The 23,883-nt window shown below is 52.1% G+C and carries 26 protein-coding genes; 13 read left to right on the top strand and 13 right to left on the bottom strand.

Annotated elements, in window-relative coordinates:
- Window positions 1-96: 96 nt before the first annotated feature.
- On the bottom strand, window positions 97-1,782 hold the full coding sequence (locus ACJHYO_RS17330; RefSeq protein WP_001024876.1) for an aspartate:alanine antiporter: 1,686 nt from the start codon (window positions 1,780-1,782) through the stop codon (window positions 97-99).
- Between the two features lie 269 nt (window positions 1,783-2,051).
- Between ACJHYO_RS17330 and ACJHYO_RS17325 the strand changes: the two genes are divergently transcribed.
- Complete coding sequence (locus tag ACJHYO_RS17325; protein WP_000681104.1) at window positions 2,052-2,429, top strand: inner membrane protein YbjM; 378 nt, start codon at window positions 2,052-2,054, stop codon at window positions 2,427-2,429.
- A 29-nt stretch (window positions 2,430-2,458) separates the two neighbouring features.
- Here ACJHYO_RS17325 and grxA read toward each other — a convergent pair whose 3' ends face one another.
- On the bottom strand, window positions 2,459-2,716 hold the full coding sequence (gene grxA / locus ACJHYO_RS17320) for a glutaredoxin 1 (protein ID WP_001195230.1): 258 nt from the start codon (window positions 2,714-2,716) through the stop codon (window positions 2,459-2,461).
- A gap of 159 nt (window positions 2,717-2,875) precedes the next feature.
- Between grxA and ACJHYO_RS17315 the strand changes: the two genes are divergently transcribed.
- The 10 genes from ACJHYO_RS17315 to rlmC all read left to right on the top strand — a co-directional run bounded on the left by ACJHYO_RS17315 (window position 2,876) and on the right by rlmC (window position 11,607).
- Window positions 2,876-3,163 (top strand): DUF1418 family protein, encoded by a 288-nt coding sequence (locus ACJHYO_RS17315; protein ID WP_001201570.1) that lies wholly within the window; start codon window positions 2,876-2,878, stop codon window positions 3,161-3,163.
- A complete protein-coding gene (nfsA, locus tag ACJHYO_RS17310; RefSeq protein ID WP_000189165.1) occupies window positions 3,147-3,869 on the top strand; it encodes a nitroreductase NfsA in 723 nt (240 codons plus the stop codon). The genes ACJHYO_RS17315 and nfsA overlap by 17 nt, the downstream gene beginning before the upstream one ends.
- 60 nt (window positions 3,870-3,929) lie before the next feature.
- On the top strand, window positions 3,930-4,832 hold the full coding sequence (rimK, locus tag ACJHYO_RS17305) for a 30S ribosomal protein S6--L-glutamate ligase (protein ID WP_000684325.1): 903 nt from the start codon (window positions 3,930-3,932) through the stop codon (window positions 4,830-4,832).
- 87 nt (window positions 4,833-4,919) lie between these two features.
- Window positions 4,920-5,396, top strand: coding sequence for a YbjN domain-containing protein (locus ACJHYO_RS17300; RefSeq protein WP_000203025.1), 477 nt, complete (start codon window positions 4,920-4,922; stop codon window positions 5,394-5,396).
- Window positions 5,397-5,745: 349 nt separating this feature from the next.
- Window positions 5,746-6,858, top strand: a complete 1,113-nt coding sequence (potF, locus tag ACJHYO_RS17295) for a spermidine/putrescine ABC transporter substrate-binding protein PotF (protein WP_000126098.1) — start codon at window positions 5,746-5,748, stop codon at window positions 6,856-6,858.
- 94 nt (window positions 6,859-6,952) lie between these two features.
- Window positions 6,953-8,086, top strand: a complete 1,134-nt coding sequence (gene potG, locus ACJHYO_RS17290) for a putrescine ABC transporter ATP-binding subunit PotG (RefSeq protein ID WP_000996010.1) — start codon at window positions 6,953-6,955, stop codon at window positions 8,084-8,086.
- Window positions 8,087-8,095: 9 nt separating this feature from the next.
- Window positions 8,096-9,049 (top strand): putrescine ABC transporter permease PotH, encoded by a 954-nt coding sequence (gene potH / locus ACJHYO_RS17285; protein WP_000105434.1) that lies wholly within the window; start codon window positions 8,096-8,098, stop codon window positions 9,047-9,049.
- Window positions 9,046-9,891 carry a putrescine ABC transporter permease PotI gene (gene potI / locus ACJHYO_RS17280; RefSeq protein ID WP_001061658.1) on the top strand — a complete coding sequence of 282 codons (846 nt, stop codon included), beginning with the start codon at window positions 9,046-9,048 and terminating at the stop codon, window positions 9,889-9,891. The genes potH and potI overlap by 4 nt, the downstream gene beginning before the upstream one ends.
- 59 nt (window positions 9,892-9,950) lie before the next feature.
- Window positions 9,951-10,439, top strand: coding sequence for a YbjO family protein (locus tag ACJHYO_RS17275; RefSeq protein WP_000389260.1), 489 nt, complete (start codon window positions 9,951-9,953; stop codon window positions 10,437-10,439).
- A 40-nt stretch (window positions 10,440-10,479) separates the two neighbouring features.
- Window positions 10,480-11,607: a 23S rRNA (uracil(747)-C(5))-methyltransferase RlmC gene (gene rlmC, locus ACJHYO_RS17270; protein ID WP_001149713.1), complete on the top strand. Its 1,128-nt coding sequence runs from the start codon at window positions 10,480-10,482 to the stop codon at window positions 11,605-11,607.
- A 28-nt stretch (window positions 11,608-11,635) separates the two neighbouring features.
- Here the strand turns inward: rlmC and artJ are convergent, their stop codons facing one another.
- The 6 genes from artJ to ACJHYO_RS17240 all read right to left on the bottom strand — a co-directional run bounded on the left by artJ (window position 11,636) and on the right by ACJHYO_RS17240 (window position 16,194).
- On the bottom strand, window positions 11,636-12,367 hold the full coding sequence (gene artJ, locus ACJHYO_RS17265) for an arginine ABC transporter substrate-binding protein ArtJ (RefSeq protein ID WP_001295905.1): 732 nt from the start codon (window positions 12,365-12,367) through the stop codon (window positions 11,636-11,638).
- Window positions 12,368-12,592: 225 nt separating this feature from the next.
- The gene (artM, locus tag ACJHYO_RS17260) at window positions 12,593-13,261 is read right to left on the bottom strand and encodes an arginine ABC transporter permease ArtM (protein WP_000464491.1); all 669 of its coding nucleotides are present in this window, start codon (window positions 13,259-13,261) and stop codon (window positions 12,593-12,595) included.
- Window positions 13,261-13,977 (bottom strand): arginine ABC transporter permease ArtQ, encoded by a 717-nt coding sequence (artQ, locus tag ACJHYO_RS17255; RefSeq protein ID WP_001001692.1) that lies wholly within the window; start codon window positions 13,975-13,977, stop codon window positions 13,261-13,263. Before artQ ends, artM begins: the two co-directional genes overlap by 1 nt.
- Before the next feature lie 6 nt (window positions 13,978-13,983).
- On the bottom strand, window positions 13,984-14,715 hold the full coding sequence (gene artI / locus ACJHYO_RS17250; protein ID WP_000756575.1) for an arginine ABC transporter substrate-binding protein ArtI: 732 nt from the start codon (window positions 14,713-14,715) through the stop codon (window positions 13,984-13,986).
- 17 nt (window positions 14,716-14,732) lie between these two features.
- On the bottom strand, window positions 14,733-15,461 hold the full coding sequence (artP, locus tag ACJHYO_RS17245) for an arginine ABC transporter ATP-binding protein ArtP (protein WP_000027205.1): 729 nt from the start codon (window positions 15,459-15,461) through the stop codon (window positions 14,733-14,735).
- 217 nt (window positions 15,462-15,678) lie between these two features.
- Window positions 15,679-16,194, bottom strand: a complete 516-nt coding sequence (locus tag ACJHYO_RS17240) for a lipoprotein (protein ID WP_001295906.1) — start codon at window positions 16,192-16,194, stop codon at window positions 15,679-15,681.
- 125 nt (window positions 16,195-16,319) lie between these two features.
- Between ACJHYO_RS17240 and ACJHYO_RS17235 the strand changes: the two genes are divergently transcribed.
- Window positions 16,320-16,643 (top strand): heavy metal-binding domain-containing protein, encoded by a 324-nt coding sequence (locus tag ACJHYO_RS17235; protein WP_001160737.1) that lies wholly within the window; start codon window positions 16,320-16,322, stop codon window positions 16,641-16,643.
- A complete protein-coding gene (gene amiD / locus ACJHYO_RS17230; RefSeq protein ID WP_001255186.1) occupies window positions 16,640-17,470 on the top strand; it encodes an N-acetylmuramoyl-L-alanine amidase AmiD in 831 nt (276 codons plus the stop codon). Before ACJHYO_RS17235 ends, amiD begins: the two co-directional genes overlap by 4 nt.
- Here the strand turns inward: amiD and ACJHYO_RS17225 are convergent.
- The 5 genes from ACJHYO_RS17225 to hcr form a co-directional block, all read right to left on the bottom strand.
- Window positions 17,467-18,480, bottom strand: coding sequence for an NAD-dependent epimerase/dehydratase family protein (locus ACJHYO_RS17225; RefSeq protein ID WP_001305933.1), 1,014 nt, complete (start codon window positions 18,478-18,480; stop codon window positions 17,467-17,469). The genes amiD and ACJHYO_RS17225 overlap by 4 nt on opposite strands.
- Window positions 18,481-18,578: 98 nt before the next feature.
- Window positions 18,579-20,009, bottom strand: coding sequence for a DUF2867 domain-containing protein (locus ACJHYO_RS17220; protein WP_410232522.1), 1,431 nt, complete (start codon window positions 20,007-20,009; stop codon window positions 18,579-18,581).
- 10 nt (window positions 20,010-20,019) lie between these two features.
- Window positions 20,020-21,021, bottom strand: a complete 1,002-nt coding sequence (ltaE, locus tag ACJHYO_RS17215) for a low-specificity L-threonine aldolase (RefSeq protein ID WP_000566389.1) — start codon at window positions 21,019-21,021, stop codon at window positions 20,020-20,022.
- 36 nt (window positions 21,022-21,057) lie between these two features.
- The gene (gene poxB / locus ACJHYO_RS17210) at window positions 21,058-22,776 is read right to left on the bottom strand and encodes a ubiquinone-dependent pyruvate dehydrogenase (protein WP_000815367.1); all 1,719 of its coding nucleotides are present in this window, start codon (window positions 22,774-22,776) and stop codon (window positions 21,058-21,060) included.
- Window positions 22,777-22,908: 132 nt separating this feature from the next.
- Entirely contained in the window at window positions 22,909-23,877 is a 969-nt protein-coding gene (gene hcr / locus ACJHYO_RS17205; RefSeq protein WP_000178690.1) for an NADH oxidoreductase, read from the bottom strand.
- Window positions 23,878-23,883: the final 6 nt, after the last annotated feature.

Genomic DNA, 23,883 nt, shown 5'->3' with positions numbered 1-23,883 from the left:
ATCAAAGAAAAGCAGTGGCACTAATTAAGACTGATGCCCTGCGGAAAAGTTCTGCGGTTGTGCAAAAAAAATTTCATTTTCAGGGCAACTTCAGTTTTATCCTAATCCTGGCCATACCATGACGATGATTGTCCCTGCCAGCGTCAGCAGGACGTTGGCGATTGCATAGGTGCCCGCATAGCCCAGCGCCGGGATGTTACTGCGAGCTGTATCACTGATGATCTCCATTGCCGGCGCGCAGGTGCGTGCGCCCATCATTGCGCCGAACAACAGTGCGCGGTTCATTCGCAATACATAAGCACCGAACAAGAAACAGATAACCACTGGCACAAGACTGACAATCAATCCGGCAATCAACATCTGACCGCCAATCGCGCCCAGGCCGTTATTAATACCGCTACCGGCGCTCAGACCAACGCCTGCCATAAACACCATTAAGCCGAACTCTTTCACCATGCTTAATGCACCCTGCGGAATGTAACCGAAGGTCGGGTGGTTAGCGCGCATAAATCCCAGCATAATTCCGGCGAATAACAACCCGGCAGCGTTCCCCATGCCGAAACTGAATGTGCTGAACTGGAAGGTGATCATCCCGATCATCAGCCCAATAACAAAGAAGGCGCAGAATGCCAGCAAGTCAGTGACCTGGCTGTGAATCGAGATAAAGCCGATGCGATCGGCGATGGTTTTTACGCGACGGGCATCGCCGCTGACTTGTAAAACGTCACCTTTGTTAAGCACGACGTTGTCATCTATCGGCATCTCAATCTGGCTACGAATGACGCGGTTAAGGAAGCAACCGTGATCGGTCAACTTCAGTTGTGCGAGACGTTTGCCCACGGCGTTATGGTTTTTAACGACCACTTCTTCAGTGACGATACGCATGTCGAGAAGGTCACGATCGAAAACTTCTTTGCCGTTACGGAAGCTGGGATCGAGTCGTGCGTGGGCGTCGGGATAGCCTACCAACGCTATTTCATCGCCCATTTGTAGCACAGCATCACCGTCTGGATTCGCCAGAATCCCGTTACGTCGAATACGTTCAATGTAGCAGCCAGTTTGTCGATAAATACCCAGTTCACGCAGATTTTTGCCGTCGGTCCAGGCCACCAGCTCCGGGCCGACGCGGTAGGCGCGGATCACCGGTAAATAAACCTTACGGTTGGCATCAGTGTCCAGGCCACGTTCGCGGGCGATTTGCTGGGCGCTGGTCTGTAAGTCCTGATGCTGCAATTTCGGCAAGTAACGCGCACCAACAATCAAACTCACCAGACCGATTAAATAGGTTAAGGCATACCCGAGGCTCAGATTATCCAGTGCCAGTGAGAGCTGCCTGCTTTCCATGCCGGAATGACGCAGTGTATCGCCAGCACCGACCAGAACCGGTGTCGACGTCATAGAGCCAGCTAACATACCGGCCGTCAGGCCAATATCCCAGCCAAACAGCTTACCTAACCCTAAGGCGATCACCAGCGCACTGCCAACCATCACCAGTGCTAACATTAGGTAATTTTTCCCATCGCGAAAAAAAATGGAAAAAAAGTTCGGTCCGGCTTCGACCCCGACGCAGAAAATAAACAGCATAAAGCCAAGATTAAGCGCGTCGGTGTTAATGCTGAAATGTTGTTGGCCTAATAACAGCGATACGACTAAAACGCCAATGGAATTACCCAGTTGGATCGAACCAAGTCGTAATTTCCCGAGACATAGCCCAAGCGCGAGGACCACAAATAATAACAGAATGTAATTCCCATTTAACAATTCGGCGACGTTTATATTCACGGAGGCTAACTTCTTGTTTACTAGTAAGCTGTTGAAAGAAATGGTAATTTACGATAATGTTTTTTACCAGAATTCAGGGCGCAGATTCATTCAGCGCACCTAAACGATAGTAAAGTAACAATATATTTTACTAGTGTAATCACATTAGGTATCAACGGCTATATGAATTGCGTTGGCCTATATTAGCATGGAATGCGAAGCGGCTTTATCTTACTGAACGCCACACTGGCGAAAAATGTGTTCGATAGACGCAGTGTCAGGAGGAACGAGTGAAACATAAACAACGTTGGGCGGGGGCAATCTGCTGTTTTGTCCTCTTCATTGTGGTGTGTCTTTTTCTGGCGACGCACATGAAAGGCGCTTTTCGGGCTGCCGGGCATCCTGAAATCGGTTTGCTATTTTTCATTCTTCCTGGTGCAGTTGCCAGCTTCTTTTCACATCGTAGAGAAGTCCTGAAACCTCTGTTTGGCGCAATGCTGGCGGCACCCTGTTCGATGCTCATTATGCGGCTGTTTTTTTCACCGACGCGCTCATTCTGGCAAGAGCTGGCATGGTTATTAAGTGCGGTGTTCTGGTGTGCGCTGGGGGCATTGTGTTTCTTATTTATCAGTAGTTTGTTTAAACCACAGCACAGAAAAAATCAATAAAGCCCTCAACGCGAGGGCTTGTCAGACGATCAGGCGTCCAGATTCTCTTTCGCCCATGCAGCAAAATCGGTATAGCCGCCGATATGTTGCTGATCGACAAAAATCTGCGGCACGGTTTCTACGGGTTTACCTGCCTTTTGTTGTAGATCTTCTTTAGTGATCCCTTCCGCACGAATATCTACATACTGATACTGGAAATCATCGCGTTCATTGCTCAATTTCTCAGCCAGATCTTTTGCACGCACACAGTAAGGGCAACCCGGACGACCAAAAATAACGGTTTGCATTATTTCTCTCCTCATAGATTTATGCCTGTAATGATCACGCTAAAATGTATTCGCTGAAAGTAGGTTTAACCTGTTGCATTAATTGCTAAAAGCTATAACTGTTAAACACAATGCAGTGAAAAGTTTTAGACTGAAGGCTCACTTTGCAGAGGGAAGCGTATGCGCGCGATCGGTAAATTGCCTAAAAGCGTGTTGATACTGGAATTTATCGGAATGATGTTGCTGGCGGTGGCGCTGCTGTCGGTAAGCGACTCCCTGTCGCTACCTGAGCCATTTTCTCGGCCAGAAGTGCAGATTCTGATGATTTTTCTCGGTGTTTTGCTCATGATTCCCGCTGCGGTGGTGGTTATTCTTCAGGTGGCAAAACGTCTTGCCCCACAGCTGATGAACCATCCACCGCAATATTCACGTTCAGAAAGAGAAAAAGATAATGACGCCAACCATTGAACTTATTTGTGGCCATCGCTCCATTCGCCATTTCACTGATGAACCCATTTCCGAAGCGCAGCGTGAGGCGATTATTAACAGCGCCCGTGCGACGTCCAGTTCCAGTTTTTTGCAGTGCAGTAGCATTATTCGCATTACCGACAAAGCGTTACGTGAAGAACTGGTAACGCTGACCGGCGGGCAAAAACACGTAGCGCAAGCGGCGGAGTTTTGGGTGTTCTGTGCCGACTTTAACCGCCATTTACAGATCTGTCCGGATGCTCAGCTCGGCCTGGCGGAACAACTGTTGCTCGGTGTCGTTGATACGGCAATGATGGCGCAGAATGCATTAACCGCAGCGGAATCGCTGGGATTGGGCGGGGTATATATCGGCGGCCTGCGCAATAATATTGAAGCGGTGACGGAACTGCTGAAATTACCGCAGCATGTTCTGCCGCTGTTTGGGCTGTGCCTTGGCTGGCCTGCGGATAATCCGGATCTTAAGCCGCGTTTACCGGCCTCCATTTTGGTGCATGAAAACAGCTATCAACCGCTGGATAAAGACGCACTGGCGCAGTATGACGAGCAACTGGCGGAATATTACCTCACCCGTGGCAGCAATAATCGCCGGGATACCTGGAGCGATCATATCCGCCGAACAATCATTAAAGAAAGCCGCCCATTTATTCTGGATTATTTGCACAAACAGGGTTGGGCGACGCGCTAAAACTGCCACGTCGATGTATGATACGCGGGCTTTTGACCAGGTCTGACAGAGAGGTGCAGGGTGAAAATTGCCATATTGTCCCGGGATGGAACGCTCTATTCGTGTAAGCGGCTGCGTGAAGCCGCTATACAGCGTGGTCACCTGGTTGAAATTCTTGATCCGCTTTCTTGCTACATGAACATAAATCCTGCGGCGTCTTCTATTCACTACAAAGGCCGCAAGTTACCCCATTTTGACGCAGTGATCCCGCGTATTGGCACCGCCATTACCTTTTATGGGACGGCGGCACTGCGCCAGTTCGAGATGCTGGGGAGCTATCCGCTCAATGAGTCGGTCGCCATTGCCCGGGCGCGTGACAAATTGCGTTCCATGCAACTGCTGGCGCGTCAGGGCATCGACCTGCCTGTCACGGGCATTGCGCATTCGCCGGATGATACCAGCGATTTGATCGACATGGTCGGTGGTGCGCCGCTGGTGGTCAAGCTGGTTGAAGGCACGCAGGGAATTGGCGTCGTGCTGGCGGAGACGCGTCAGGCGGCGGAAAGCGTGATTGACGCTTTCCGCGGTCTGAACGCGCATATTCTGGTGCAGGAATATATCAAAGAGGCGCAAGGGTGCGATATCCGCTGTCTGGTTGTTGGCGATGAAGTAGTCGCTGCGATTGAACGGCGGGCGAAAGAGGGCGATTTTCGTTCCAATTTGCATCGTGGCGGCGCAGCAAGCGTCGCCAGTATCACACCACAGGAGCGTGAAATCGCGATAAAAGCCGCGCGAACGATGGCGCTGGACGTTGCTGGTGTGGATATTCTGCGTGCTAATCGCGGGCCGTTGGTGATGGAAGTGAATGCGTCGCCAGGGCTGGAAGGAATAGAAAAAACCACCGGTATCGACATCGCGAGTAAAATGATCCGCTGGATCGAACGCCACGCTACGACAGAATATTGCCTGAAAACGGGTGGTTAGTCGCAATCACATTACTGATCATGGTTTTGCCTGCGCTTTTTGCGTAAGCTGTGCCGGTCTTTTTATCGGAAGAGGTTGTACAAAATTATGACATCGCTGGTCGTTCCTGGTCTGGATACGTTGCGTCAATGGCTCGATGACCTGGGGATGAGTTTTTTTGAATGTGATAACTGTCAGGCTCTGCATCTGCCCCATATGCAGAATTTCGACGGTGTCTTTGATGCTAAAATCGATCTGATCGATAACACGATCCTGTTTTCTGCCATGGCGGAAGTCCGACCTTCAGCCGTATTGCCGCTGGCGGCGGATTTATCAGCCATCAATGCCAGTTCGCTGACCGTGAAAGCATTTCTTGATATGCAGGATGATAATCTGCCAAAGCTGGTGGTTTGCCAGTCTTTATCCGTTATGCAGGGCGTAACCTATGAGCAGTTTGCATGGTTCGTGCGTCAGAGCGAAGAGCAGATTTCGATGGTCATTCTTGAAGCTAATGCCCATCAACTGCTGTTACCGACTGACGATGAAGGGCAAAATAACGTTACCGAAAACTATTTCCTCCACTGATAACTCCTTTCGAGCACGCAGTCGCTGCCGCAGTGACTGCGTGCCGCAAAATTATCCGCTGTTTTTAACCTTTTATTAAAGATTAATTCACTTCTCTTGTGCCGATTTGGCTTTATCACATAGAGCAAATACGCATAAAAATTTGTTAAATACCGTTTTTTAATCCGAGCTATAGTCTCAAACCCTGGCTAAAGTTATTCTTGCGATGCTTTTATATAGTGAGCAGTGCAGGCCGGGAGAGAGTTCTCTTTTCTTACACCGCGCCGATAAAAATATGCACGTTTATTGCATATCTTTCAGTGTGACAACTTTTGTTCGTTTGTTAACGAATTTTCAGAAGGAAAGAGATATGACCGCCTTAAATAAAAAATGGCTATCGGGTCTGGTTGCGGGGGCTCTGATGGCCGTCTCTGTCAGCACGCTCGCGGCTGAACAAAAAACACTCCACATTTATAACTGGTCTGATTATATCGCCCCGGACACGGTGGCCAACTTTGAAAAAGAAACCGGTATTAAAGTCGTCTACGATGTTTTCGATTCTAACGAAGTACTGGAAGGCAAATTAATGGCGGGGAGCACCGGCTTTGATCTGGTGGTGCCGTCAGCAAGCTTTCTTGAGCGCCAGCTGACAGCGGGAGTTTTCCAGCCGCTGGATAAAAGCAAATTGCCGGAGTGGAAGAATCTCGATCCGGAACTGCTGAAGTTGGTCGCCAAACACGATCCCGACAATAAATTTGCTATGCCCTATATGTGGGCGACGACCGGGATTGGCTATAACGTCGATAAAGTTAAAGCGGTGCTGGGCGAAAACGCGCCCGTCGATAGCTGGGACTTGATCCTCAAACCTGAAAATCTGGAAAAACTGAAAAGCTGCGGTGTCTCTTTCCTCGATGCGCCAGAAGAAGTGTTTGCTACCGTGCTGAATTATCTCGGCAAAGATCCTAACAGCACTAAAGCGGATGATTACACCGGACCGGCTACCGATCTGCTGTTAAAGCTGCGCCCGAACATTCGTTATTTCCATTCATCTCAATACATTAACGACCTGGCAAACGGCGATATTTGCGTCGCTATAGGCTGGGCGGGCGATGTCTGGCAGGCGTCAAACCGCGCGAAAGAAGCGAAGAATGGCGTGAATGTCTCGTTCTCGATTCCGAAAGAAGGGGCGATGGCATTCTTTGATGTCTTCGCCATGCCTGCGGATGCCAAAAATAAAGACGAAGCCTATCAGTTCCTGAATTATCTGCTGCGCCCGGATGTGGTAGCACATATCTCTGACCATGTGTTCTATGCTAATGCTAATAAAGAAGCCACGCCGCTGGTGAGTGCGGAAGTCCGTGATAACCCGGGTATTTATCCGCCTGCGGATGTTCGTGCGAAGCTGTTCACTCTGAAAGTGCAGGACCCGAAAATCGACCGTGTGCGCACCCGCGCGTGGACCAAAGTGAAGAGCGGAAAATAATCCGCAGCCGTAGATGCCGGACGGGCGCACCACACCCGCCGGCAATTCGCACCATCATGGTGCGCTTGCACACATTCAATGCCGGAGAGCAGCCGTGAATGACGCTATCCCTCGCCCGCAGGCGAAAACCCGTAAGGCGCTGACGCCGCTATTAGAAATCCGTAACCTGACCAAATCCTACGATGGTCAACATGCGGTGGATGATGTCAGCCTGACCATCTACAAAGGTGAAATCTTCGCGCTGCTGGGCGCATCCGGCTGTGGCAAGTCCACGCTGCTGCGTATGCTGGCAGGTTTTGAACAACCTTCTGCCGGGCAGATTATGCTCGATGGCGTCGATTTGTCACAGGTGCCGCCTTACCTGCGCCCCATCAATATGATGTTTCAGTCTTACGCGCTGTTTCCGCATATGACCGTGGAACAGAACATCGCTTTTGGCCTGAAACAGGACAAACTACCGAAAGCGGAAATTGCCAGCCGGGTCAATGAGATGCTTGGGCTGGTGCATATGCAGGAGTTCGCCAAACGCAAACCGCATCAGCTTTCTGGTGGTCAGCGTCAGCGTGTGGCCCTGGCCCGAAGCCTTGCCAAGCGCCCGAAACTATTACTGCTCGATGAGCCGATGGGCGCGCTGGATAAAAAGCTGCGTGACCGGATGCAGCTTGAAGTGGTGGATATTCTGGAGCGTGTCGGTGTGACTTGTGTGATGGTCACCCACGATCAGGAAGAGGCGATGACCATGGCGGGGCGTATCGCCATTATGAATCGTGGGAAATTTGTCCAGATTGGCGAACCTGAAGAGATCTACGAGCATCCGACCACTCGCTACAGCGCCGAATTTATTGGCTCGGTTAATGTCTTTGAAGGTGTACTCAAAGAGCGTCAGGAAGATGGTCTGGTGCTTTATTCGCCGGGGCTGGTGCATCCACTGAAAGTCGATGTGGATGCTTCGGTTGTTGATAACGTGCCGGTGCATGTGGCGCTTCGCCCGGAAAAAATCATGCTTTGCGAGGAACCGCCCGCCAATGGTTGTAACTTCGCGGTGGGGGAGGTGATACACATTGCCTATCTCGGCGATCTTTCGGTGTATCACGTTCGCCTGAAAAGTGGGCAGATGATTAGCGCCCAGCTACAAAACGCCCATCGCCATCGTAAAGGGTTACCGACCTGGGGCGACGAAGTACGTTTGTGCTGGGAAGTGGACAGCTGTGTGGTGCTGACGGTTTAAGGAGCAAAGATGAGTACACTTGAACCTGCTGCCCAGTCGAAACCGCCGGGCGGATTTAAGCTGTGGTTGTCGCAGCTGCAAATGAAGCATGGGCGCAAACTGGTCATTGCGTTGCCATATATCTGGTTGATCTTGCTGTTTCTGCTGCCATTTCTGATCGTCTTTAAAATAAGCCTGGCGGAGATGGCGCGCGCTATTCCACCTTATACCGAATTGATGGAGTGGGCTGACGGGCAACTTTCTATCACTCTTAATCTCGGTAATTTTCTGCAACTGACCGACGATCCGCTCTATTTTGATGCTTATCTCCAGTCGTTACAGGTGGCGGCGATTTCGACTATTTGCTGTTTACTGATCGGCTATCCGCTGGCGTGGGCGGTGGCGCACAGTAAGCCTTCGACCCGTAATATCTTATTACTACTGGTGATCCTGCCGTCGTGGACCTCGTTTCTGATTCGTGTCTACGCCTGGATGGGAATATTAAAAAACAACGGTGTGCTGAATAATTTTCTGCTGTGGCTGGGGGTTATCGATCAACCGCTGACCATTCTGCATACCAACTTTGCGGTTTATATTGGCATTGTTTACGCCTACGTGCCGTTTATGGTGCTGCCGATTTACACCGCGTTGATTCGTATTGATTATTCGCTGGTAGAAGCGGCACTGGATCTCGGTGCACGACCGCTGAAAACGTTCTTTACTGTGATCGTGCCGCTGACTAAAGGTGGGATTATTGCCGGATCGATGCTGGTGTTTATCCCGGCTGTGGGCGAGTTTGTGATCCCGGAACTGCTCGGTGGCCCGGACAGCATCATGATCGGGCGCGTGCTGTGGCAGGAGTTCTTTAACAACCGCGACTGGCCGGTGGCCTCAGCGGTAGCGATCATCATGTTGCTGCTGCTAATTATGCCGATAATGTGGTTCCACAAACATCAGCAAAAAAGCGTGGGAGAACACGGATGAATAATTTACCGGTGGTTCGTTCGCCCTGGCGGATTGTGATTTTGCTGTTGGGCTTCACCTTTCTCTACGCGCCAATGCTGATGCTTGTTATCTATTCGTTTAACAGCTCGAAGCTAGTGACGGTGTGGGCCGGCTGGTCAACGCGCTGGTATGGCGAATTATTGCGCGATGACGCGATGATGAGTGCGGTTGGTTTAAGTCTGACAATTGCGGCCTGTGCGGCGACGGCGGCGGCGATCCTCGGGACTATTGCGGCGGTCGTGCTGGTGCGCTTTGGCAGGTTTCGCGGATCAAATGGTTTTGCCTTCATGATCACCGCACCGCTGGTAATGCCAGATGTCATCACGGGTTTGTCGCTGTTGTTGTTATTCGTCGCGCTTGCTCATGCTATTGGCTGGCCTGCGGACCGCGGTATGCTCACCATCTGGCTGGCGCATGTCACTTTCTGTACGGCTTATGTGGCAGTCGTTATTTCGTCGCGTCTGCGGGAACTGGATCGCTCGATAGAAGAAGCCGCGATGGATCTCGGTGCGACGCCGCTGAAAGTGTTTTTTGTCATTACGCTACCGATGATCATGCCCGCGATCATTTCTGGCTGGTTACTGGCTTTTACTTTGTCGCTTGATGATCTGGTGATCGCCAGCTTTGTTTCCGGGCCGGGAGCCACCACTTTACCGATGCTGGTCTTTTCCAGCGTGCGGATGGGGGTGAATCCGGAAATCAACGCCCTGGCAACATTGATCCTCGGCGCGGTCGGAATTGTCGGATTTATCGCCTGGTATCTGATGGCGCGCGCAGAAAAACAGCGGATACGCGACATCCAGCGTGCAAGACGTGGCTGAAGACACTAAAATTTGCCAACCTGGCTACATAATGCCGCGCATGTCGCGGCATTGTTTTCATGGAAGACGAAACGTTGGGATTTTTTAAGAAAACATCTTCATCTCATGCTCGCCTGAATGTGCCTGCGCTGGTGCAGGTGGCGGCGCTCGCCATTATTATGATCCGTGGCCTCGACGTGCTGATGATTTTCAATACGCTGGGCGTGCGCGGTATTGGCGAGTTCATTCATCGCAGCGTACAAACCTGGAGTTTAACGCTGGTCTTTTTGAGCAGTCTGGTGCTGGTTTTCATTGAGATCTGGTGTGCGTTTTCACTGGTGAAAGGGCGTCGCTGGGCGCGCTGGCTGTATCTGTTGACACAAATCACAGCCGCAAGTTACTTGTGGGCGGCTTCGCTGGGGTATGGTTATCCGGAACTGTTCAGCATTCCCGGTGAATCAAAACGTGAAATCTTCCATAGCCTGATGCTGCAGAAGCTGCCGGATATGCTCATCCTGATGCTGCTGTTCGTTCCCTCGACAAGTCGGCGGTTCTTCCAGTTGCAATAATGTGTATAATCGTCGCCCCTGATGATGTGAAGGTCAATGTATGCAGTGCGCACTTTACGACGCGGGTCGCTGTCGTTCCTGTCAGTGGATAACGCAGCCGATTCCAGAGCAACTCTCCGCTAAAACCGCCGATCTTAAAAATCTGCTCGCTGATTTTCCGGTTGAGGAATGGTGTGCGCCGGTGTCAGGCCCGGAACAAGGGTTTCGTAATAAAGCCAAAATGGTGGTGAGTGGTAGCGTTGAAAAACCACTGCTCGGTATGCTGCATCGAGATGGTACACCGGAAGACCTTTGTGACTGCCCGCTTTATCCAGCCTCATTTGCGCCCGTTTTTGCGGCGCTAAAACCGTTTATCGCCCGTGCGGGGTTAACGCCCTACAACGTGGCGCGTAAACGTGGTGAACTGAAATACATTCTGCTGACTGAAAGCCAGAGCGATGGCGGCATGATGCTGCGTTTTGTACTGCGTTCTGATACCAAACTGGCGCAACTGCGTAAGGCGCTGCCGTGGTTACAGGAACAATTACCGCAGCTGAAAGTTATTACCGTCAATATTCAGCCGGTACATATGGCGATTATGGAAGGGGAGACGGAGATCTACCTGACCGAACAACAGGCACTGGCAGAGCGTTTTAATGACGTACCGCTGTGGATCCGTCCGCAAAGTTTCTTCCAGACTAATCCGGCGGTCGCCAGCCAGCTGTACGCCACCGCGCGCGACTGGGTACGACAGCTGCCGGTTAAACATATGTGGGATCTGTTCTGCGGTGTGGGTGGCTTTGGTTTACACTGCGCGACGCCTGACATGCAGTTAACCGGGATCGAAATTGCACCAGAGGCCATTGCCTGTGCGAAGCAGTCAGCCGCTGAACTGGGCTTAACGCGTTTGCAATTTCAGGCGCTGGACTCTACGCAGTTTGCCACCGCTCAGGGGGAAGTGCCGGAGCTGGTGCTGGTTAACCCGCCGCGCCGCGGCATCGGTAAACCGCTGTGTGATTATCTCTCAACGATGGCACCGCGTTTTATTATCTACTCCAGCTGTAACGCCCAAACTATGGCGAAAGATATCCGCGAACTGCCTGGTTATCGCATCGAACGGGTACAGCTTTTTGATATGTTCCCGCACACCGCGCACTATGAAGTGCTGACGCTGCTGGTGAAGCAATAAAAAAGCCGCAGGTGCGGCTTTCTGAATCTTACTGTGGGAACCACTGGTCATTGATTTTCTGATATGTACCGTCAGCTTTAATTGCTGCCAGCGCGTTATTCAGTTTTTCCAGCAGAGCTTTGTTATCCGGACGTACAGCGATACCCAGGCCGGTGCCGAAGTATTGCGGATCGGTCACTTTTTCAGTAGCAACGCCCAGTTGCGGATTGGTTTTCAGCCATTCGTTTACCACTGCGGTGTCACCAAATACGCCATCAATACGGCCATTTTTCAGATCGATAAAGGCATTCTGATAACTGTCATAGGAGACAGTTTTTACTTCCGGGTGCTGATCCTGAATATATTTCTGGTGCGTGGTGCCGTTTTCCATCCCAATACGTTTGCCTTTCAGATCGGCAAACGTTTTGTAGGTATCTTTTTTGGCAATCACGACGGCTGAGTTTTCGTAGTAGGGCGTGGTAAACGATACCTGTTTGCTACGCTCCGGCGTGATATCCATTCCGGAGATTACGGCGTCATATTTTCTGAATTTCAGTGACGGGATCAGGCTGTCGAACGCGTGATTAGTAAAAGTACATTCTGCCTGCATTTGTTTGCACAAGGCTTTTGCCAGGTCGATATCAAAGCCGACAATCTCATTATTAGCACCTATAGATTCAAAGGGTGGATAGGTGGCTGAAACGCCAAAATTGATTTTCTCTGCGGCAGAAGCACCGAAAGTAAAAGAAGCAAGTAAAGCGGCAAGAACTAACTTTTTCATGATGGAACTCCCGTCTGTCAATCTTATGATTTTTGGCCGTGTCTGCGGCATGGGATAACAATGCCATCAAGTGAATTTATATGCAATAAATATGAGTAAATAATTTATATGAAATAAAAAAAGACGGACAGCTTAGTGGGTTGTCCGTCTTCATAATAAGAATTTATGCACTATGTAGGCCGGATAAGGCGTCCACGCCGCATCCGGCATCAGCATGCAGCTACATTAATTCCGCCGTTCGAATGCCAGTGCTTTACGCTCGATCAGACGCATCATCAGCGTCAGCAGGCCGTTGACGACCAGGTAAATAATCCCCGCCGCGCCAAATACCATTACATCGTAGGTGCGTCCGTACAACAACTGGCTGTATCCCATCACTTCCATCAGCGTAATGGTGTAAGCCAGAGAGGTACTTTTGAACACCAGCACCACTTCGTTGGAATAAGAAGAGAGCGAGCGTTTAAACGCGTACGGCAGCAGGATCGCCAGCGTATCTTTTTTGCTCATTCCCAGGGCGCTACAGGACTGCCATTGACCTTCCGGGATCGCGCGAATCGCACCGTAAAACAGCTGCGTGGTGTACGCCGCACTGTTCAGCGACAACGCAATCAGCGCACATAACCACGGTTCTGACAACAAATGCCACAGTGCCGGATACTCCTGCAACGTTGGGAACTGGCCCGGTCCGTAATAAATCAGGAAGATCTGCACCAGCAGCGGCGTACCGGTAAACAGCGTGATATAGCCCCGCACCAGCCACACCAGCACCGGCGTTTTCAGCGTCAGGATGATGGTAAAAATCAATGCCAGAATCAGTGCCACAATCAGCGAGGCAACGGTTAGCGTCAGGCTGGTGTGCAGCCCTTTCATCAGTTCGGGTAAATACTCAAACATTAGCTGGGCCTCCGCTCAAAACGTGTCGCGCGCAGGTCAATGCGTTTGAGAATGTACTGACTGAGCAGGGTGATCACCAGGTAAATCACCGCCGCCACAATGTACCAGGTAAACGGTTCCTGTGTACGGGTAGCGATGCTTTTGGTTTGTAGCATTAAATCATTCACACTAATCAAACTGACCAGCGCGGTATCTTTCAGCAGCACCAGCCACTGGTTACCGAGACCTGGCAGCGCATGACGCCACATCTGCGGCATCACCAGACGGAAAAAGATAGCCGATTTCGACAGCCCCAGCGCCTGACCGGATTCCCACTGACCCACCGGCACCGCTTTTAATGCACCACGCAGCGTTTGCGAGGCATAGGCGGCATACAGCAGTGACAGTGCGATGACACCACAAAGGAACGGGCTAACGTCGAAGTTCTCAATGTCCATCTGCACCGGGATCTGCACGAACCCAAGATTGATAGTGAAGCCATCCGAAAGCGTCAGCAGCAGCTGCGAGGAGCCAAAATAGATAAACAGCACCACCAGAATTTCTGGCAGGCCACGCAGAATGGTTACCAGCGCTGAACCTGCCCACGCGACAGGACGCCATTTCGCAGACTCCCATACCGCAAAGAACATCGCCAGCGCCAGCCCGACAATCAATGCACAAACGGCAAGGCCGACGGTCATCCCGGCGGCGCTTGCTAAAGGAAAAAATTCATTCATCAGGAATTACTTCTGGAACCATTTGTTGTAGATGGTTTCGTAAGTGCCATCTTTCTTCACTTTTTCCAGCGCAGTGTTGAGTTTCTGCTGCAGTTCAGTGTTGCCCTGGCGTACTGCGATGCCGAGGCCAGTACCGAAGTAATCTTTATCGGTCACTTTATCGCCCACTGCCGCCAGTTTCGGGTTATCTTTCAGCCATTCGGTTACCACTGCGGTGTCACCAAATACGCTGTCGATACGACCGTTTTGCAGATCCAGTTTTGCGTTCTGGTAACTGTCATATGGCACGGTAGTGATTTCCGGATGCTTATCCATAATGAACTTCTGGTGTGTCGTCCCGTTCTGAACGCCGACTTTTTTGCCTTTCAGCTGATCAACACTGGTGTATTTGCCTTGCTGACCCACAAACAGGGCAGAGTTGTCATAGTACGGGGTGGTAAACAGCACCTGCTTTTCACGCTCCGGAGTGATATCCATGCCCGCCATCACTGCTTCTACGCGACGGAATTTCAGGCTTGGGATCAGGCTGTCAAACGCCTGGTTAGAGAAAGTGCAGGTTGCATCAATCTCTTTACACAATGCCTGCGCCAGGTCGACATCAAAACCAACGATCTGGTTGTTTGCATCAATCGATTCAAACGGAGGATAGGAGGCTTCGGTGGCAAAACGAATGGTTTCGGCTGCTGTGGCGGAAAGACTAAAACCTGCAATTAACGCGGCAATCAGAACTTTTTTCATTGTTGTTATCCCGAATCTTAGTGAGAGAGATAGTTTTTAAATGCTTCGGTTTGCGGCTCGGTAAAGCAGCTCGCGTCGCCTTGTTCTACGATATGACCGTTTTCCATATACACCACTCGGCTGGCGGTTTTACGCGCCACTTCAACTTCGTGGGTGACGATCACCTGGGTAATATTCGTTTCTGCCAGCTCACGAATGATGCTGACGATTTGTGCCGTAATTTCGGGGTCCAGTGCGGCGGTCGGTTCATCGAACAGCAGTACCTGCGGTTCCATCATCAACGCACGGGCAATAGCAACACGCTGCTGCTGACCTCCAGAAAGATGCAGCGGGTAACGATCGCTATAAGGTTTGAGACGCAGACGTTCCAGCAGTTTTTCTGCACGGGCCAGCGCCTGATCTTTACTCAACCCCAGTACACGACAGGGCGCTTCAATCAGGTTTTGCTGCACGGTCAGATGCGGCCACAGGTTGTATTGCTGAAACACCATGCCAACGTTACGACGCAAATCGCGAATCGCTTTGTCAGAGGGGGTTTTGGTGAAATCGAAATGGTTGCCTGCAATGTTGAGCGTACCGGAGCGCGGCATCTCAAGCAGATTGAGTACACGCAGCAGCGAGCTTTTACCCGCGCCGCTGGGGCCAAGTAACACCAGCGTTTCGCCCTGTGGGCAATCCAGCGTGATATCGAACAGCGCCTGATGCGCGCCGTAGAAGCAATTAATGCCGTTTAATTGAATACTCATTGACACTCGTATACTGGCAGTCTGATAGCTATTGAGGTCGAAGATAGTACCTTTGGCAGAATAATTATGCAATATTTCTGCTTTAAAAGTTAAAAGCAAAGCGCATTATTCAATAAACATAGCACAAAATAACGGGGGCGGTGGTCGGCGAGCATAAATGTCGGCATTCCTCACGAAATGCCGGACAATTTAAGGGGTTTATTGGTTGATCAAGACGTTAGCGATTCTCGATGGACTGACGGAGCGTACCCGCTGTGGCATGAACGCTACCGCCTAAGTAGCGCACATCGTCGATGACCCAACACTGGCCTTCCTGAATCATTAACACTTCATCCTGCCAGCCCTGGTCACCCTGCTTGAGATCCACGCGCAATGGAATGTTACGGGCATCACGATTAGGGATAGTAGATGCACTGGCAACGTGGGCGCTGTCTGGCAAGGTGGTTCGACTGGAGAACGGATCGCTGCTTAACAATTCACGATGACTATTATCGCGGCTGGCATCGCTAAGTAGGGTTGCCAGTTTGTCACTCAAATAGGGGCGCAGAGCGGTAATGTCATTGCTGCGATGTTGAATGCGGTAGTCATAGAACTGTTGAGCCACACTATCAGGCCCCCCCTGGACACAGGAACCGGTGCGGGGGCCGTTATCTTTATAAGCTGGCGTGACGGTGGTACAGGCACTGAGTAGCAGTGCGCAAGGGATAAGCATGGTCAATTTGCTATAGCGCATGATGATTTCCTTATAAGCGAACACCTTGAAAGCGTTCTACGATAATAATGATATCCTTTCAATAATAGCGTATCAGTCCGATAATGCTTTGAAGATCGAAGGCTTAGCAAACAAGGAGATCGATCATGCAATTTTCTACAACCCCAACTCTGGAAGGCCAGACCATCGTTGAATATTGCGGTGTGGTGACTGGCGAAGCGATTTTAGGCGCGAATATTTTCCGTGATTTCTTTGCCGGTATCCGCGATATCGTTGGCGGACGCTCCGGTGCCTACGAAAAAGAACTGCGTAAAGCGCGGGAGATTGCCTTTGAGGAGCTCGGCTCCCAGGCGCGAGCGCTGGGGGCTGATGCCGTCGTCGGTATTGATATCGACTACGAAACGGTCGGGCAAAACGGCAGTATGCTGATGGTTAGCGTCAGCGGTACGGCGGTGAAAACGCGTCGATGAGAAGAGTCTTCTGGCTGGTCGCTGCCGCTCTGTTACTGGCAGGGTGTACAGGCGAAAAAGGCATTGTCGAGAAAGAGGGATATCAGCTTGATACCCGACGCCAGGCGCAGGCGGCGTATCCGCGCATTAAAGTGCTGGTGATCCACTACACCGCAGATGATTTTGATAGCTCGCTGGCGACACTGACCGATAAGCAGGTCAGCTCGCATTATCTGGTCCCTGCGGTGCCACCGCGATACAACGGTAAACCGCGCATCTGGCAACTGGTGCCGGAACAAGAACTGGCCTGGCATGCGGGGATTAGCGCCTGGCGCGGGGCAACGCGCCTTAACGACACCTCTATTGGCATTGAGCTGGAAAACCGTGGCTGGCAAAAATCGGCGGGAGTGAAATATTTTGCCCCGTTTGAACCGGCACAGATTCAGGCGCTTATTCCGCTGGCGAAAGATATTATTGCCCGTTATCACATCAAGCCGGAAAACGTAGTAGCACATGCGGATATTGCGCCGCAGCGCAAAGACGATCCGGGGCCATTATTCCCCTGGCAGCAACTGGCACAGCAGGGGATTGGTGCATGGCCGGATGCGCAGCGGGTGAACTTTTACCTTGCCGGGCGCGCGCCACACACACCGGTAGAGACCGCGTCATTGCTGGAGCTTTTGGCGCGTTATGGTTATGACGTAAAGCCTGATATGACTCCGCGCGAGCAGCGGCGCGTGATTATGGCGTTCCAGATGCATTTCCGCCCGACGTTATATAACGGCGAAGCGGATGCAGAAACTCAGGCGATTGCCGAAGCGTTGCTGGAGAAATACGGGCAGGATTAGCGCGGCAGTTTTCCGTGGTCGCGCAGCCAGGCGGCAGTTTTCTCGATACCTTCATCCAGGGTAAGGACTGGCTGATAACCTAGCTCTTCCTGCGCGCGCGTAATATCCAGCGTAAAGTCAAAATTCAACTTGGAGACGCCGTAGTGGGTTAGCGGCGGCTCTTTAGCTGACTTGCGACCTAAACGCTCCATGCTGCGGGCGATCATATCCAGCATTGGGTAGGGGACGGAACGAATACGACAGTCAATATTCAACTCGTCGATCAGCTTCTGCACGATGCTGCGCAGTGTGCGATGTTCGCCGTTGGTGATGTTGTACACACGCCCGGAAGGTAGCTTATCGCACGCTTCCTGGCTTGCCAGCCACATGGCGTGCACGGCATTTTCATAGTAGGTCATATCGACCAGCGCACTGCCGCCATGCGGTAACAGAATACTGCCGTAGTGATGCATCATATGCGCCAGACGGGGGATAAAGACTTTATCGTGCGGTCCGAACAGACTTTGTGGGCGCAGAATAGTAAAGCGCGTTTGTGGATTCGCCTGCGAAAGCATATTGATCACTTCTTCACTGGCTGCTTTGCTGCGGGCAAACTCGTTGGCGAAGCGGTGAGGGCGAAAATCTTCTTTAATATCGCGATGGTGGTGATAATCGAAGTACAGGGAGGGAGAAGAGATATGAATAAAGTTACGCACACCCCAGGCGACAGCCCATTCACCCAGGCGGCGAGTGGCGCGAACGTTAGCCAGATCGAAAGCCTGTTGTGTCCCCCAGGGCGAGGTAAAGCTGGAGCAGTGCCACAGCGTATCAATGCCCGCGAGCATCACTTTAGCTTGTGATGAGACCAGCTCGGTCAGATCCGCCGGAACAAACTCTGCGCCCATTTTTTCCAGCAATTTACCCATTGCCTCGTTGCGACCGGTCGCTCGCACGCTGATGCCTTTCTGGCATAAAAACTCTACCGCGTTTCGACCTAAGCCGCTGGTGGCGCCGGTAACCAGTACCTTCATATCAATCCACTGTTGTTGAGAAAATGACGTGCGCATTCTTCCGTGATTTCCCCCTTGATGCAATGGGAAACATGAAAGAATAACGCAGGTTTTGTCGATTAATCTGTGCTTTGTTCTGCCAGTCTGGCGATTCGTTTTGCCATTCCGCGAAAAATAAACAGATGCGCGGGGATCATCAATAACCAGTAAAACAGCCCCGGCATACCGTGCGGATGCCAGAAAGCACGGACATCAATAGTACGATAGTCGCCTTTATCTTCCAGGGTAAAACACAGTCGTCCCAGCCCCGGCGCTTTCATGCCAAATAACAACGTAAGTTGTTTTTCCGGTTCAACGACAATGACTTTCCAGCTATCCACCGCATCGCCGGTCTGTAAATATTCGCGCTCCGGGCGGCCTTTCGCCAGCTTATGACCGATCGCAAGGTCCATCAACGCCCGTGTCTGCCACAAAATATTGCCAAAGAAATAACGCTCTTTACCGCCGATTTGGTTCACTACCCGCCATAAAGCTGTAAGGCTGGCGGACGTTTTAACGGTAAACCCCGCCTGTTTGGCGAAATAACCGTACTCCGGTCGCCAGCGGGAAAAGGCCTGAGCGTCGTAGCCCCAGTCGCTGGAGTTGACCAGCTTTTCTTCTTCTTTCAGGGTGCGACGTACCGCGTCATCGAAAGCGATCAGCCGTTGTGGGATGAGCGCACGTAGCGCGGTGTCATCCGCCAGCAGATCGTGTTTCAGCCCCTGAATCAACGCCCTGGCGGTGGTGGGCGGTACTGAAGTAATCACATTAAGAAACCACACCGAAATCCAGCGGGTGGGGAGGGGGATGGGGAGCAACCAGCGGCGCTTACCGCTCACCGCCATAAAATGTTCAAACTGTTGCTGATAACTGAGCACTTCTGGCCCAGCGGCTTCGAAGATGCGATGTTCGCTGGCTGGATGGTCTAACAGCGCCACCAGATAGTGCAGCAAGTTTTCCAGCGCGATGGGCGTGGTGCGTGAACGAACCCAGCGTGGCGGCGTTAACACTGGCAGGTTGTAGACCATATCGCGCATGACTTCGAACGCCGCTGAACCTGCACCAACGATTATTCCGGCACGCAATTCGGTCACCGGGACACCCGCTTCACGAAGAATATCCGCCGTAGCCTGACGGGCGCGCAGATGGTCCGACTGCTCATGTGGCGGGGCCTGCAACGAACTGAGAAAGATTAATTGCTTTACCGGTACTTCGCGCAGCGCATCGCGGACGTTGAGAGCCACCTGGCGCTCCTGAGCGATAAAATCACCGCCTTCTCCCATGCTGTGCACCAGAAAATAGACCGTATCGATATCCTGCAACAGGGCCGGAAGGTTATCCGGCCAGCTGAGATCGACTTTATGGCAACTGACATTTGCCAGTTGCAGCTTTGCAAGCCTGTCGACATGACGTGCCGCCGCCAGGATCTGATGCCCCTGCTGGCTGAGTGTTCGCACCAGATGCTGACCAATGTAGCCACTGGCACCGAGAACTAAAATGCGTTGCGGCACGTCTCCCTCCTTAACGCGCCAGGAATGCGCGCCAGTGGGCGGCGACTTCCGCCAGCTGAGCGCGCGAGACGTCAAGATGCGTCACCAGGCGGACAATCGGCGAGGCGTTAATCAGTACGTTTCTCGCTTTCATGTATTCGCCTAACGCGGCAGCATTTTCTTCCCCGACGCGAACAAACAGCATATTGGTGTCCTGACGCATCACATCCGCGCCTGCTTCACGCAGTTGCTTCGCCATCCAGGCGGCGTTGTCGTGGTCTTCCTGCAAACGTGCGACGTTATTTTTCAGCGCATACAGCCCGGCGGCAGCCAGAATGCCGGACTGGCGCATCCCGCCACCTGTCATTTTCCGCCAGCGAATGGCACGTTTAATGTAATCACGATTACCGACGAGTAATGAACCGACTGGCGTCCCAAGACCTTTCGACAGGCAAATGGTGAACGAGTCACAATATTGTGTGATCTCTTTCAGTTCGCAGCCGTAAGCCACCACGGCATTAAAGATGCGCGCACCGTCAACATGCAGCGCCAGATTGCGCTTGCGGGTAAATTCCCATGCCTCTTTTAAGTATTCACGCGGCAGCACTTTGCCGTTGTGGGTGTTTTCCAGACTGAGTAATTTGGTGCGGGCGAAATGGATATCGTCGGGTTTGATTTTCATCGCCACTTTATCCAGCGGTAGCGTGCCGTCGGCAGCTGCGTCGATGGGTTGCGGCTGAATACTGCCCAGCACTGCTGCGCCACCGGCTTCAAACAGATAGTTATGCGCGGCCTGACCGACAATATACTCTTCGCCGCGTTCGCAGTGACTGAGCAGAGCGACCAGGTTAGCCTGGGTGCCGGTCGGCAGAAAAATGGCGGCTTCTTTACCGGAAAGCTCTGCCGCATAGTCCTGCAGAGCATTAACGGTAGGGTCGTCTCCGTAAACGTCGTCCCCAACCGGGGCGGCCATCATTGCTTCGAGCATGGCGCGGCTCGGTCGGGTAACGGTATCACTGCGTAAATCAATCATGGCATGTCCTTATTATGACGGGAAATGCCACCCTTTTTACCTTAGCCAGTTCGTTTTCGCCAGTTCGATCACTTCATCACCGCGCCCGCTGATGATTGCGCGCAGCATATACAGGCTGAAACCTTTGGCCTGTTCGAGTTTGATCTGCGGTGGAATGGCTAATTCTTCTTTGGCGACAACCACATCCACCAACACCGGACCGTCGATGGAGAAGGCGCGTTGCAGAGCTTCATCGATTTCAGACGCTTTTTCTACACGAATACCCGTAATGCCGCAGGCTTCGGCAATTCGGGCAAAGTTGGTGTCGTGTAATTCGGTGCCGTCAGTCAAATAGCCACCAGCTTTCATCTCCATCGCCACAAAGCCCAGCACGCTGTTATTAAAGACGATAATTTTCACTGGCAGCTTCATCTGCACTACCGAGAGGAAATCGCCCATCAACATGCTAAAACCGCCATCGCCGCACATGGCGACCACCTGGCGTTCTGGCTCGGTTGCCTGCGCGCCCAGCGCCTGCGGCATGGCGTTAGCCATCGAACCATGGTTAAACGAACCTAACAGGCGACGCTTGCCGTTCATTTTTAGATAACGTGCCGCCCACACCGTTGGCGTACCAACGTCACAGGTAAAGATGGCGTCATCGGCGGCAAAATGACTAATTTGCTGCGCCAGATATTGCGGGTGAATGGCTTTCTCGCTCGGTTTAGCTAAATCATCCAGCCCTTTGCGGGCGTCGCGGTAATCTTCCAGCGCTTTATCCAGAAACTTGCGATCGGTTTTTTCTTCCACCAGTGGCAGCAATGCCCGCAGGGTTGATTTGATATCGCCGACCAGCGCCATATCTACCTTGCTATGCGCGCCGATGCTGGCTGGGTTGATATCAATCTGAATAATTTTGGCATCGGTCGGGTAGAACGCGCGGTAGGGAAACTGAGTACCGAGCAGCACTAACGTATCGGCGTTCATCATGGTATGGAAACCTGACGAAAAGCCGATTAATCCCGTCATTCCAACATCATATGGATTATCGTATTCGACATGTTCTTTACCGCGCAGGGCATGAACTATAGGCGCTTTAATTTTCCCGGCAAACTCAACTAACTCTTTATGCGCCCCCGCACAGCCGCTGCCACACATCAGGGCGATATTGCTGGAATAACGCAGCAGTTGCGCCAGTTTGCGTAACTCTTCTTCTTCCGGTGTTACTACCGGCTGTGGCGCATGATACCAGTGGGTAGTTGCCCCTTCTGGCGCAGGTTTTAACGCCACGTCGCCCGGTAACACAACAACGGAAACGCCACGGTTAAGCACCGCTTTGCGCATAGCAATTGCCAGCACTTGTGGGATCTGCTCTGGGCTGGAAACAAGCTCGCAATAGTGACTACATTCGCGGAATAGCTCTTGTGGGTGGGTTTCCTGGAAATAGCCGCTGCCAATTTCGCTGGAGGGAATATGAGCGGCAATCGCCAGTACCGGAACGTGATTGCGGTGGCAATCGAACAGGCCGTTGATTAAGTGCAGGTTGCCGGGACCGCACGATCCGGCACAGACCGCCAGTTCTCCGCTAAGTTGTGCTTCAGCGCCAGCGGCAAACGCCGCCACTTCTTCATGCCGGGTGGACATCCACTCGATGGTGCCCATGCGATTAAGACTGTCACTAAGACCGTTCAGAGAGTCGCCCGTGACTCCCCAGATGCGTTTCACGCCTGCCGATTCGAGTGTTTTGGCGATATAAGCTGCAACCGTTTGTTTCATGGTTCTCCATCTCCTGAATGTGATAACGGTAACAAGTTTAGTTCATCTGACGGAGGGGGAAGGGATGGGAGAAAAAGGAGGCACTAACGGTTAAATAGCCCGATGAAAGGAATATCATCGGGCATCAGGCGATTATGCGAGAACCAAATCCCCCTGCGGATGGCAGGAGCAGGCCAGTACGTAACCTTCAGCGATTTCGGCGTCGGTCAGCGTCATTGTGCTGCTCACCGTATATTCACCGGAAATCACTTTCGTCTTACAGCAGCCGCAAACACCCGCACGGCAGGCGGCGACAACCGGAACGTTATTGCTTTCCAGCGCCTCCAGTAGCGTGGTGCCAACCGGAGCGTAAAATTCTCGTGCCGGTTGCAGTTTGGTGAATTTCAGACCGCTGGTCGCCGCTTCCGCTACTGGGGTGAAGAATTTTTCTTTAAAGAAACGCGTCACGCCGAGCGCTTTCACTTCCTGCTCTACCCAATCCATATACGGAGCAGGGCCACAGGTCATCACGGTACGTGAGGCTAAATCAGGGACACCTGCCAGCAGTTCGCGAGTGAGACGACCAGCGATAAAGCCTTCGGTAACGTTATTTTCCGCCACCAGCGTTACCGGATAGTTACGCCACTCATCGGCGAAAATCACATCCTGCGGTGTACGCACGTTGTAGATCACCTGCACATCGGCCTGTGGACGGTTCTTCGCCAGCCAGCGACGCATCGACATAATCGGCGTGACGCCGCAGCCTGCCGCCAGCAACAGGAATTTATCTTCTGCTTTATCGTCGCAGGTAAATTCCCCCATCGCGTCCGAAAGCCAGAGATAATCACCGCGTTTTACATCGCGCGTCAGCCACCGGGAGCCGACACCGTCATCAATCCGCCGCACGGTCAGGGTGATGTATTCACTCACGCCTGGCGTGGAGGAAATGGTGTAAGCACGCAGCGTTTCCGCTGAGTTTCGCACGCTGACCAGCGCATATTGCCCGGCGCGATATGGGTAGTAATCGTGGCAAATCAGGGAAATCGTCCACACATCCGGCGTTTCTTGCGTAATGTGATGAACCTGCATCCGCCACGGGCATTGATTCGTTGGCATCGTCATCGACAA

Source organism: Escherichia sp. WS1118 (genome assembly GCF_046487695.1).
Lineage (GTDB): Bacteria > Pseudomonadota > Gammaproteobacteria > Enterobacterales > Enterobacteriaceae > Escherichia > Escherichia coli.
The sequence above is the reverse complement of the archived record's forward strand: the minus strand, read 5'-3'. Positions and strand labels throughout refer to the sequence as shown.